This is a genomic window from Cupriavidus sp. 05T41, assembly GCF_056396525.1.
In genome coordinates, this window is sequence record NZ_JBFTLQ010000019.1 from 88,303 (window position 1) to 98,786 (window position 10,484).

Annotated in this window: 10 protein-coding genes and 1 pseudogene; 6 read left to right on the plus strand and 5 right to left on the minus strand. The window is 66.4% G+C overall.

Annotated features, from left to right (window positions below):
* Positions 1-23 precede the first annotated feature (23 nt).
* Positions 24-446: a PaaI family thioesterase gene (locus tag AC1DKV_RS14030; RefSeq protein WP_441616690.1), complete on the minus strand. Its 423-nt coding sequence runs from the start codon at positions 444-446 to the stop codon at positions 24-26.
* Positions 447-586: 140 nt separating this feature from the next.
* Between AC1DKV_RS14030 and AC1DKV_RS14035 the strand changes: the two genes are divergently transcribed.
* Positions 587-1,063: a hypothetical protein gene (locus tag AC1DKV_RS14035; RefSeq protein ID WP_441616692.1), complete on the plus strand. Its 477-nt coding sequence runs from the start codon at positions 587-589 to the stop codon at positions 1,061-1,063.
* Positions 1,064-1,183: 120 nt separating this feature from the next.
* Here AC1DKV_RS14035 and AC1DKV_RS14040 read toward each other — a convergent pair whose 3' ends face one another.
* Positions 1,184-1,474 (minus strand): DUF3649 domain-containing protein, encoded by a 291-nt coding sequence (locus AC1DKV_RS14040; RefSeq protein ID WP_441616694.1) that lies wholly within the window; start codon positions 1,472-1,474, stop codon positions 1,184-1,186.
* Between the two features lie 1,080 nt (positions 1,475-2,554).
* On the opposite strand from AC1DKV_RS14040, the pseudogene AC1DKV_RS14045 reads away from it, so the two are divergent.
* A pseudogene (locus AC1DKV_RS14045) lies at positions 2,555-2,701 on the plus strand (H-NS family nucleoid-associated regulatory protein); the annotation flags it as partial.
* 47 nt (positions 2,702-2,748) lie between these two features.
* Here AC1DKV_RS14045 and serA read toward each other — a convergent pair.
* On the minus strand, positions 2,749-3,960 hold the full coding sequence (gene serA / locus AC1DKV_RS14050) for a phosphoglycerate dehydrogenase (protein ID WP_441616696.1): 1,212 nt from the start codon (positions 3,958-3,960) through the stop codon (positions 2,749-2,751).
* A 361-nt stretch (positions 3,961-4,321) separates the two neighbouring features.
* Between serA and AC1DKV_RS14055 the strand changes: the two genes are divergently transcribed.
* Complete coding sequence (locus AC1DKV_RS14055) at positions 4,322-5,305, plus strand: Bug family tripartite tricarboxylate transporter substrate binding protein (RefSeq protein ID WP_441616698.1); 984 nt, start codon at positions 4,322-4,324, stop codon at positions 5,303-5,305.
* A 111-nt stretch (positions 5,306-5,416) separates the two neighbouring features.
* Positions 5,417-6,322, plus strand: a complete 906-nt coding sequence (locus tag AC1DKV_RS14060; protein WP_441616700.1) for an SMP-30/gluconolactonase/LRE family protein — start codon at positions 5,417-5,419, stop codon at positions 6,320-6,322.
* A gap of 3 nt (positions 6,323-6,325) precedes the next feature.
* Here the strand turns inward: AC1DKV_RS14060 and AC1DKV_RS14065 are convergent, their stop codons facing one another.
* A complete protein-coding gene (locus tag AC1DKV_RS14065; protein ID WP_441643335.1) occupies positions 6,326-7,060 on the minus strand; it encodes a hypothetical protein in 735 nt (244 codons plus the stop codon).
* 8 nt (positions 7,061-7,068) lie between these two features.
* Complete coding sequence (locus AC1DKV_RS14070; RefSeq protein ID WP_441616704.1) at positions 7,069-8,019, minus strand: S1C family serine protease; 951 nt, start codon at positions 8,017-8,019, stop codon at positions 7,069-7,071.
* Positions 8,020-8,382: 363 nt separating this feature from the next.
* On the opposite strand from AC1DKV_RS14070, the gene AC1DKV_RS14075 reads away from it, so the two are divergent.
* Together AC1DKV_RS14075 and AC1DKV_RS14080 are read left to right on the plus strand one after the other, a co-directional pair.
* The gene (locus AC1DKV_RS14075; RefSeq protein WP_441616706.1) at positions 8,383-8,568 is read left to right on the plus strand and encodes a YjfB family protein; all 186 of its coding nucleotides are present in this window, start codon (positions 8,383-8,385) and stop codon (positions 8,566-8,568) included.
* Between the two features lie 147 nt (positions 8,569-8,715).
* Positions 8,716-9,378 carry an NAD(P)H-binding protein gene (locus AC1DKV_RS14080; protein WP_441616708.1) on the plus strand — a complete coding sequence of 221 codons (663 nt, stop codon included), beginning with the start codon at positions 8,716-8,718 and terminating at the stop codon, positions 9,376-9,378.
* Positions 9,379-10,484 lie beyond the last annotated feature (1,106 nt).

Genomic DNA, 10,484 nt, shown 5'->3' on the forward strand with positions numbered 1-10,484 from the left:
GCGCAACGCCATGGCCGGGAAGATCAGGCCGAGGGCACCGGATCCTTGCGCCGGAATGCCGCCTGCGCGGTGGCGATCACCCGGCCCTGGCTGTCGGTGACTTCTGCATTGGAGAAGAACACGCGCCGTCCGCCGCCCACGCGCCGGCCTGTCACCACCAGCGGTTCGAGTTGCCCCGACGAGACATAGTTGACGTTGAGCGAGATGGTGGTGGCGGCGCGCCGCACGCCACCTTCCGGGAACAGGCCGGCATAGCCGCCGGCGGCGTCCAGCAACGTGGCCAGGATGCCGCCCTGGACCACGCCGGTGTTGTTGAGATGCGCGGGCTGGGGCACCAGCGCCATGCGTACCAGGTCCGGCTGCCACTCCACGATGGTGACGTTGAGGGATTCGAGGAAGGGGTTCTCCAGCGCATAGGGCTGGTTTGCGGGGGTCTTGTCGGACATGGCTTGCAGCGGTCGGCAATCGAATGGAATGGCCGACATGATAGCTGGCGGCGGCGAACCGTTCTTCATATCATCGAAGGGCAGCCTTCGGCTTGCGCCACGATGCCGTGCCGGGCTGCCTTGCCTTCAGGGAGACCGCCATGCCCCGCCGTCCATCTGTCCTGGCCGCAGCGTTTGCGCCGGCCGTCGCCGGCGGCTTTGCCGTGGCCCTGGCCATGCCTGCCGGCGCCGCGCCGGGTGCCGATGCGAAACTCGTCGCCGAGGCCACGCAAGGCCAGCTCAAGGCGCTCAAGGGCAAGGTCTTCGACAAGTCATGCAATGAGTCGGTGGACTACGATGCCGCCGTCGTCGACCTGAACGGCGATGGCCAGCCCGAGGTTTTCACCAATTTCTACGGCACTTGCGTGGGCGGCATGGCCGGCGTCTCGATGCAGTTGTACGTGAAGGATGGCAGCGGGCGCTGGCAGCCGCAGTTCGGCTTTCCGGGGCAGGCCACGGTGCTCAAGACGAAGCACCTCGGCTATCCGGACATCGAGATCGGCGGGCCGGGCAATTGCTTTCCGGTCTGGCGCTGGAACGGCGCGCAGTATGCGCCGTACAAGAAGTGCGCGCGCTAGCGGCGGCGGCTCAGGGCAGCGCGCGCAGTGCCAGGAGCCCGCAGCCACCCAGCGCGCCGCTCAGCGCGCCACTCAGGCTGGCCGCGCGCAGCCAGGCCATCGACTGCCGCAGGCCGGCCTTCATGCCGCGCTCCGCGCCGCGGCCAGCACGGCCGCCATGACCGCGGCGGGAATCGCCAGTCCGGCCCACGCGCGCAACGCGCTGCCGGCGGCGAACACCCATAGCACCGCGCACGCGTACAGCGAGAACGACAGCAGCGTGGCGGTCGTCACCGCCTCGGACGGCGGCATCGGCAGCACCACCGCCAGCAGGCCGGTGGCCAGGGCTGCCAGCACATAGCCGCCACCGATCGCGGCCACCACGCGCGAGGCAACATCCAGGCGGTAGCGGCCGTTCCGGCTCAAGCCCATGTCCGCGCCTCCCGGGCAGCCCGGCCGGGCACAACAATCCGTAGCGGGGCAGTGGAAATGAGTCGATGCATTGGCTATATGTCCTATGGAAGAGGGCCGTATTGCGCGGCAGGCGGCCCGCCGCGCAAGAGGCCGGCCGCAGGCGACGCCTGATGGCCCTGTTGGTCGCATATGATAATCGTTCTCATTTGAGTTGTGTGGATCCGGGCGGATTCCCGGTGCTGGCTGGCCTGTTATGTGCTTGCTGCCGGAGGCCGTATTACTGGGCGATCTGCCGCGTTTTTGGCTCTCGCAAGAGGCGGTTTCCGCGCTCGGCTATCATGTGCGAGCTTCGGGGATATGGGTGTGCGGTGAGCGCCGCATGGAGAACCCCCTGTCCCGCATCCTTTACTGGTTTCTATCGTGTCTTCCGCTATTCCCGCTGTTCTTTCCGCCGACGTCAAACGAGTAGCCGCCATTGTCTGGATACGGGTCCAGATGGAGCGGCTGGGCATCACCGCCGATGACATCGAGGCGGCGCAGGCAGCCGCGGCGCCGAAGGCTGAACCTGTGGCCGAACCCGGCGGCGGGCAGCAAATCCTGCCGGTGGCGGAACTGCTTGCCGCGCCGCTCGCGGAGCCTGCCGCGAAGATTGCTGCCGCCCTGGACACGGAAGTGGCGGCGGAAGTTGAGCCGCTAGTGGAGGCGGACGTTGAAGCGGAGGTTGAGGCGGAAGTTGAAGCGGAAGTTGAAGCGGTCGCCGAACCCGAGGCGGAAGCCGACGTCATCGCGGAGCCGGCCGGCCCGGTTCAGGGGCTGTTGCCAGCGGCACCTGTCACGGCGCCGCCGATGGTGGCGCCGCGGCCGCGGCGCAAGAGGAGGCGTGGCCAGCGCAATGCGGCCGATGTCGCCTCGCCCGGATCGGCACTGGCAGTAGCGCCGGAAGCCGCGGCGTCAGCTGCGGGTTTGCCGAAAACTGTGGCGGAGCCAGAAGCCGAACCGAAAGCCGAGCCAAAAGCCGAGCCAAAAGCCGAGCCAAAAGCCGAGCCAAAAGCCGAGCCAAAAGCCGAGCCAAAGGCCGAGACCGCGCCCGTCGTCACCCCTGCTGCGGCCCCGGCGGCTCCCTCCGGCCCGCGCCGCTACCGCAACGCCGAAGGGCAGGTCTGGGACGGCGAGGGCGCGATGCCCTCGTGGCTGCTGCGCGCGGTCAATGCCGGCCAGTCGGTCGAGCATTTCCGCGTGGGCTGAGGGCAGACGGGGCGCCGGCAGTCCGGTGCCCCGTCTGCCCGCGCCGCTCAGGCTTGCTCGTTGAGCAGCACGCGGCAGCGGATAAAGGCGCTTTCCTTGCCGAGTGCGGCGACCAGTTCGTCCGACGGCGCCTTGTCCAGGTCGGTCACCACATAGCCCATTTCCCCGCTCGTCTGCAGGTGCTGCGCCACGATGTTGACGCCGTCGCGCGCCAGCAGCGTGTTGAGCGTTGCGAGCGCGCCGGGCGCGTTGCCGTGCACGTTGAGCAGCCGCGCCGGCGAGGTCAGCGGACCCGGGCTCACCTCGGGGAAGTTGACCGCGCCGATGGTGTCGCCGGTGCGCAGGAAGGCGATCAGCTTGGTGGCGACCTCGGTGCCGATATTCTCCTGGGCTTCCTCCGTGCTGCCGCCGATATGCGGCGTCAGGATGGCATTGGGCACGCCCTGCAGCGGGCTGTCGAAGCGGTCCGCGTTGGTCTTGGGTTCTTGCGGGAAGACGTCGATGGCCAGGCCGGCGATATGGTTGTCGTCGCAGGCCGCGCGCAGCGCCTCAATATCCACCACCGTGCCGCGCGAGGCGTTGATCAGGATCGCGCCGCGCTTGAACTGGCGCAGCACCACGGCGTCGATCATCTTCCTGGTCTGGGCCGTGGCCGGCACGTGCAGCGTCACGATATCCGCATGTGACACCGCATCCGCCAGCGAGCGCGCCGCGCGCGCCGAGCCGAGCGACAGCCTGGCCTGCACGTCGTAGTACACCACGCGCATGCCCATGGCTTCGGCCAGCACCCCGACCTGCGAACCGATATTGCCGTAGCCGATGATGGCGATGGTCTTGCCGCGCGCCTCGAACGAGCCCGTGGCGCCCTTGGCCCATTTGCCGGCATGCGCCAGCGTGTTCTTCTCCGGCACGCGGCGCAGCAGCAGGATGGCCTCGGCGATCACCAGTTCGGCCACCGAACGCGTATTGGAGAACGGCGCGTTGAAGACCGGCATGCCCGCGCGCGCGGCGGCATCCAGGTCGACCTGCGAGGTGCCGATGCAGAAGCAGCCGATGGCCAGCAGGTGCCTGGCCGCCTCGATCTCCGGCGCGCCGAGGTGCGTTGCGGAGCGGATGCCGAGGATCTGGTGCGCTTGCGGCGCTTGGTGCAGTTCCTCGCCGGCGAGCGCGCCGCTGCGGCGCTCCACGGTGACGAGCGCCTCCTTGAAGCGTTCTACGGCGGTGTCGTGGATGTTTTCAAGCAGAAGGGCAGAAGTCATGGCGATGGCAGCAATAGCAATGGCGAAGGGCGGTGGCGAAGGCGGCGGCGGCGCGGGGGAGGCTGCGCATGGCGCGCGCGGCGAAGGGCGCGGGCCGCGGGCGCACGGCGGAACGAGCCGTGCCATGGTAACGCAGGCAGCGCCGCCACACCGAACACCCACATTGGCGCCAATGGCAAATGCCGGACGCCCGACGGGGTGCGCCCATCCGTGCCTTGCCGCGCAGGATTGACAGCCAGTTCCGGGCGTGCGTACACTATTTCGGAACGATGTTCTGTCTAATAGAATATTGTGATGAAAACAGGACAGCCAAGACGCCGCGCAACGCAATGCGCGGCGCGGATCATCCCCGGAGACCTTGATGCACACCCGCTCACCCGCCCGCCTTCTCGCCGGCATCGCGCTGGCCGCCCTCACGGGCACCGTCAGCATTGCCTCCCGTGCCGACACCTGGCCCGACAAGCCGGTGCGCATCGTGGTGCCGTACTCGGCCGGCGGCACCACCGATTTCGTCGCGCGCCAGGTGGCGCAGAAGCTCACCGAGAGCACCGGCAAGTCCTTCTTTGTCGAGAACAAGCCCGGCGCCAGCGGCACCATCGGCACGCTGCAAGTGGCGCGCGCGGCCCCCGACGGGTACACGCTGCTGGCCAACGACACCACGTACACCATGCTGCCGTCGCTGTTCAAGACGCTGCCATGGGACTACAACAACGACCTGGTGCCCGTGACCACCATCGCGCAGACGCCGGTGATCCTGATCGTGCCGGCCAACTCCCGTTTCAAGACATTGCAGGAGCTGATCGACTTCGCCCGGCAGAATCCCGGCAAGCTGAACTTCGGCTCCGGCGGTAACGGCAGTTCCACGCATCTCTCGGCCGAGGTCTTCAAGAAGGAGGCCAAGGTGTCGATCACCCATATCCCGTACAAGGGCGCGGGCAATGCGCTGATGGACCTGATCGCCAATAACCTGGATATCCTGATCACCGCCACGCCGACCGCCGTGCCGCAGATCAAGGGCGGCAAGGCGCGCGCGCTGGCCGTGACCGGGGCGACGCGCGTGCCCGCGCTGCCGGACGTGCCAACCTTTGCCGAAGCCGGCCTGAAGGACTACAAGGTGATCAACTGGTTCGGCCTGGCGGCGCCCAAGGGCACGCCGCCCGCGCTGGTGGCAAAGCTGCAGGCGGAGGTGAGCAAGAGCGTCAACAGCGCCGAGGTGAAGGAGCGCCTGGCCAGCCTGGGCGCGCAGCCGGGCGGTATCTCACCGGCCGATTTCGCGCGCCGCATCAAGGACGACACGGCCCTGTGGACCCGGGTGGCGAAGGCCGCCGACGTGAAGGCGGAGTAGGCGGAACGCGGCCAGATGGCGACCAGATTGCGGCCAGATGGCGGCCAGATGGCGGCCAGATGGCGGCCAGGTCGCGACAGGAACCCGACAAGAACCCGATAAGGAACGACCATGTATTTCAGAACCGTGCCCAGGGAGATCCCGCTGCAGGTCTTCTCGTCCATGCCCGCCCATTTCCGCAAGGCCGGCGTGCGCTCCGAGTGGGCCGATGCCAACAAGGGCGGGGCCTGCATCGACAGTTTCCTGGAGGGGCCGGTGTTCGATGCAGCCGGCAACCTTTACGTGACCGATATCCCGTTTGGCCGGATCTTCCGTATTTCCCCGGCGGGCGCGTGGTCATTGGTGGCCGAATACAAGGGCGAGCCCAACGGCATGAAGTTCCTGAATGCGCGCGAGCTGGTGGTGGCGGACTACCGCAACGGCCTGCTGCGCGTGCAGGTCGAGACGGGCGAGGTGACGACGCTGCTGGGACGGCGCAACGCCGAGCAGTTCAAGGGCGTAAACGACCTGGTGATCGCCCGCAACGGCGACCTGTATTTCACCGACCAGGGCCAGACTGGCCTGCACGACCCCACCGGGCGCGTCTACCGCCTGCGCGCCGGCGGACAGCTCGACCTGCTGCTGGGCAATGTGCCCAGCCCCAACGGGCTGGCGCTGTCGTGCGACGAGAAGGTGCTGTTCGTGGCGGCCACGCGTGGCAACTGCGTGTGGCGCGCGCCGCTGCAAGCGGACGGCAGCGTGTCCAAGGTGGGGCAGTTCTTCACCTTCTACGGCACCAGCGGGCCGGACGGCATGGCCATCGACGGCCGCGACCGGCTGTTCGTGGCGCATGCCAGCCTGGGCTGCGTGTGGGTGCTCGGCAAGCGCGGCGAGCCCGAGGCCATCCTCGCCAGCACGGCGGGCGCCACCACCACCAACCTGGCCTTCCAGCCCGGCACCCATAAGGTGTTCGTCACCGAATCGGAAACCGGCTCCATCCTGTGCGCCGACCTGGCCGAGGCCGGGCTGGCCGGCTGAGGCTCACTTCGGCAGCAGGTCCTGCAGGTCTCGCAGCGTCGCGCCCCCGCTGGGCACGCCCGGTACGGCGGCGAGCGGGCCGGCGCCCTGGCTGGCGGCCGGGGCAGGTGCCGCCGCGGGACTGGCGGCGCTGACCGGCGTGCCGTGCGCGATGACCGGCACCGCCGACGGGTCCAGCCGGCCGTTCTGGCCCAGCGCGACCTGGCCGCAACCGCTCAGGAAGCCGTCCTTCTTCAGGCTGTTGGTGATGTCGATGGCAAGCACCGCCGCGCGTTCCTCGATGGGGATCGCCTGGGCGCCGCGGCTGAACGAGTACTTGCCCTTCCACACCGCGCGGTTCTGCATGGCATCGGTCAGCGTGGTGCCGTAGTTGATCGACATGCGGTTGCCGTAGGCGCCGATCACACCCCCGCCATTGGCGATGGTCAGGATGGAATCCGCCCGGAAGCCGCGCATCTTGTTCGTGAGGGCGGACGAGTCCAGCTCCAGGCCCGATAGCTCGTCATAGGCCGCTTCCACGCCACACTGCTTGGCCAGCTCGCGGAACTTGGCGGCGAACGCCAGCGAGAAATCGTTGTTCCAGCCCATGCCCGTCGTGCCCACCACATACATGCGGGCGGGCTTGCCGTTATAGTCGGTGGCGCGGGTAGAGACGGCGACGGTCGCCGGCGCGCACCCGCCCAGCAGCAACAGGACGGCAGCGGCGGCAGCGGTGCCAATACGGTATGTGTGGTTCATGCTCGTCGTTACTTCACATAGGAAAAGTAGTAGGGGCTGGAGACGGACCGCATCACGTAGCGCCCGTTGCCTTCGGTCAGCCGGTAGCAGGTTTGCATGCTGCTGAACCTGGGGTCGCCCATTTCGATGCAGACCTGACCGGCCTCCTGCTCGATGCGGTAGCGGCCGGGCGAAGTGCCGCGGCTGACCGAGTTGGTGACATCGAGGCTGCCGCCTTCGCGGATATCCATCCACAGCGTGACACCCGAAGGCGCGGTGGCGTTGATGCGGCCGAGATGCGCGAAGTGCGCGGCCAGCTCGGCGCCGGTGAGCTGCCGGTCTTGCGCGCCGGCCGCCGGCTGCGGCGCCGGAGGCCGTGCTTGCGCGGCGGGCGCCGGGGGCGCTGTCTCGCTGCGAAAGCGCTGCAGCGCCAATGCCGACCTGGCCGGCACCTCGCCGATCCATTGCGCGGGCACGGCGAAGTTGAGGTTCTGCGCGTCGGTGCGCATCAGGTAGGTGATGCCGATCAGCTGGCCGTCGGCATTGAACAGGCCGCCGCCGCTGGACCCGGGCGAGATCGGCGCGGTGGTCTGGATACGCACCACGCGGCCGTTGGCGTCCTTGTTCAGGGAGGAGAGCAGGCCGTCGCTGAGCGTCAGCTCAAAGCCGCGCGGCGCACCGATGGCATAGACTTTCTGGCCCACCTTGAGCGACGCGAGCGGGGCGATCTTCACGGGCGGCGCGCCCAGCCCCTTCGCCTGCAGCACGCACAGGTCGCGCTCCACATCGGCATGCACCAGGCGCGCGACGTGCATGGTGTTCTCGCGCCGGATGCCGATGGACTTGCCATTCTTGAGGACATGGCAGTTGGTGACCAGTTCTTCCGGGCCGGTGACCACCGAACTGCCCAGGCCGATCGTGCCGCCCTGCGCGTCGAACACCGTGACCACCCAGATGCTTGGCGACTCCCGTTCATACAATTCCGCCGAATCCAGCGCAAGGCCGGAGAGGGGGATGCCGGCAGTCAAACACGAAATTGCGACGTAACCCGCGATTTTTTTCGCCCGACCCATGATGTTGTTGTTGGTGACTGTTTTCTTGCCGGATTCAGCCGCTGCCCGGGCTGTCCGGTCTTTCCCGGCCTGCTTTGCAGACGCTGCAGGCGATCTGGCCGGGGCTGCCTATCATAAACGTTCCGCCCGCCGCGCTAAAGCTTTGTGGCTGCCAGCCGACAATTAACGGGCAGGAATATCCCCGGGTGGTGCCGCGGCTTTTCCGGCCGGACTGCCGGCATCCTCGCCACCCGCCCACCCAACCGCAACCTGGAACAGGACAATTCATCCATGGATACCTCCATCGTCAGCGCGGCGAGCAACCCCGGGACCGACCCGGTCAGCTTGCTGATGCTGCGCAAATCGCTTGACCTGCAGGCCAACAGCGTGGCCACGCTGATGGCATCGGCGGCGCCGGTCGGCGTGCCCGCCAGCAACCCCCCGCATCTGGGCCAGAACATCGACATCAAGGTGTGACAACGGGGCAGCCCGCGTCCGGGGTGACCCCGGGCGGGGGCTGTCTATTTCGGGGTGCCGGCGTGCCGGCGCCGTTCCCGTTCATGCGGTAATCTCCACCATCCCGTCACAATGGCGCGGCCGCTTTCATCGAACGGGAACACACGAATGAACGTACTGATATTCGGCGCGACCGGCATGGTCGGACTGGGCGTGCTGCGCGAATGCCTGCTGGCCGAAGACGTGGCGCGCGTGCAGACGGTAGGCCGCACGCCGACCGGCCAGCAGCATCCCAGGCTGACCGAACTGGTGCATGCGGACCTGCTGCACTACGACGGGATCGAGCCGGCGCTGACAGGTTTCGACGCGTGCTTCTTCTGCCTGGGCGTGTCCTCGGGCGGCATGTCCGAAGCCGAGTACACGCGCGTGAGCTACGACATCACGCTGGCCGCCGCGCAGGTGCTGGCCCGGCTCAACCCGCAGATGACCTTTGTCTATGTTTCCGGCGCGGGGACCGACAGCACGGAGAAAGGGCGCTCGATGTGGGCGCGGGTGAAAGGGCGTACCGAGAACGCGTTGCTGAAATTGCCGTTCAAGGCAGCGTATATGTTCCGCCCGGGCGGTATCCAGCCGTTGCACGGCATCCGTTCCAAGACGGCGGCCTACCGGATTCCCTACATGATTGCGGCGCCGGTGCTGCCTTTGCTGCGGCGCTTGTTTCCGGCTTATCTCACTACTACCGAGCAGGTGGGGCGTGCCATGCTGATTGTGGTGCGGAGGGGGTTTCCTCGGGGGGTTGTCGAGGCTCGGGATATTGATGGTATGCGGTAGTTTTTGCTTTTTTTTGGCTTTTTTGGGCTTGGCGGCTTGAGTCTCATTTGGCGTTTATGCGTATGAGGGTGTGCTTTGCGTCTCTGGGCCTAGCGGCGCGGGCTTGGTAGCCCGTTCGCACACATGTAAGTGTCACTTTTCTTTTCTCGAAAAGAAAAGTAACCAAAAGAAAGCGATTCTTGCAGAAGGCTGGGCGCTCAGATTTTATGGGTGGTGGTGGTTTCGTGGTGGGTCTCATGGCTTTGGCTGGGCTGCTGGCGCTACCGGTTTGCTCGCCTGCGGCATCGCGGGTGGCGTTCGATTCGTGGTGGCGCTGCATGATGGCGTTGGCCCAGGTAGTTCAGGCTGCTGCCGCGACCGGGGTGGATGGGCGCGTCATAGGAACGGCGCTCGATTCGTGGTGGGCGCGGTGACCCCTGTTTGAGCTCGGTGCCTCATAGCTCGGACCTGTCAGAAATTTTGTGTTTGGGGCATAACATGTCGCCACCCGGTACACCCGGTACACCCGGTACACCCGGTACACCCGGTACACCCGCGCACCGGTCCACCGCGCCCACCACGAAACCAAGAGGGTGCTATGTCGTGGTCGCTTAAGCCGGTAACGGCAGATGGCCGAACAAGCAGTGCGCCCGCCATCATAGGTCTGACCCCGAAACCACTGTCGCCCGCAAGATCGCGGCCGCCCGCCCCGGTAACGGCAGGATGCAAGCAGAACCAAGAACCCCACGACGAAACCAGCAACACGAGAAACCCCAAGGTTTCTGCCCCTGCCGGCCAGGCAGCCCGCTTTCTTTGCCTACTTTCTTTTCGGGGAAAAGAAAGTAGGTCGCTCCGGGGGAGCGAAAGCCTTTGAATTTGACTTTGAATTAGCCTTTGACTTTGAATTAGCCTTTTACTTTGAATGAGCCTTTGGCTTTGAATTAGCCTTTGACTTTGTCTTTGAATTTAAGCCTTTAAATCCAACGCGAAAAAACGAAATGACACTCACCAGAATACCCAAACCTAGGCACCAATCATCCCATCTTAAACACTATCCCCGCGCCCGCCCCGCCAACACCTGACTCAGCCCCAGCCCAGCCACGGCCGACAAGGCCGAAAACAAAAAC

Bases quoted from the DNA above. Each gene is read 5' to 3' on its own strand.
- AC1DKV_RS14030 (WP_441616690.1), bottom strand. From the start codon at position 446: ATGTCCGACAAGACCCCCGCAAACCAGCCCTATGCGCTGGAGAACCCC.
- AC1DKV_RS14080 (WP_441616708.1), top strand. From the start codon at position 8,716: ATGAACGTACTGATATTCGGCGCGACCGGCATGGTCGGACTGGGCGTG.
- serA (WP_441616696.1), bottom strand. From the start codon at position 3,960: ATGACTTCTGCCCTTCTGCTTGAAAACATCCACGACACCGCCGTAGAA.
- AC1DKV_RS14040 (WP_441616694.1), bottom strand. From the start codon at position 1,474: ATGGGCTTGAGCCGGAACGGCCGCTACCGCCTGGATGTTGCCTCGCGC.
- AC1DKV_RS14075 (WP_441616706.1), top strand. From the start codon at position 8,383: ATGGATACCTCCATCGTCAGCGCGGCGAGCAACCCCGGGACCGACCCG.
- AC1DKV_RS14055 (WP_441616698.1), top strand. From the start codon at position 4,322: ATGCACACCCGCTCACCCGCCCGCCTTCTCGCCGGCATCGCGCTGGCC.
- AC1DKV_RS14035 (WP_441616692.1), top strand. From the start codon at position 587: ATGCCCCGCCGTCCATCTGTCCTGGCCGCAGCGTTTGCGCCGGCCGTC.
- AC1DKV_RS14065 (WP_441643335.1), bottom strand. From the start codon at position 7,060: ATGAACCACACATACCGTATTGGCACCGCTGCCGCCGCTGCCGTCCTG.
- AC1DKV_RS14060 (WP_441616700.1), top strand. From the start codon at position 5,417: ATGTATTTCAGAACCGTGCCCAGGGAGATCCCGCTGCAGGTCTTCTCG.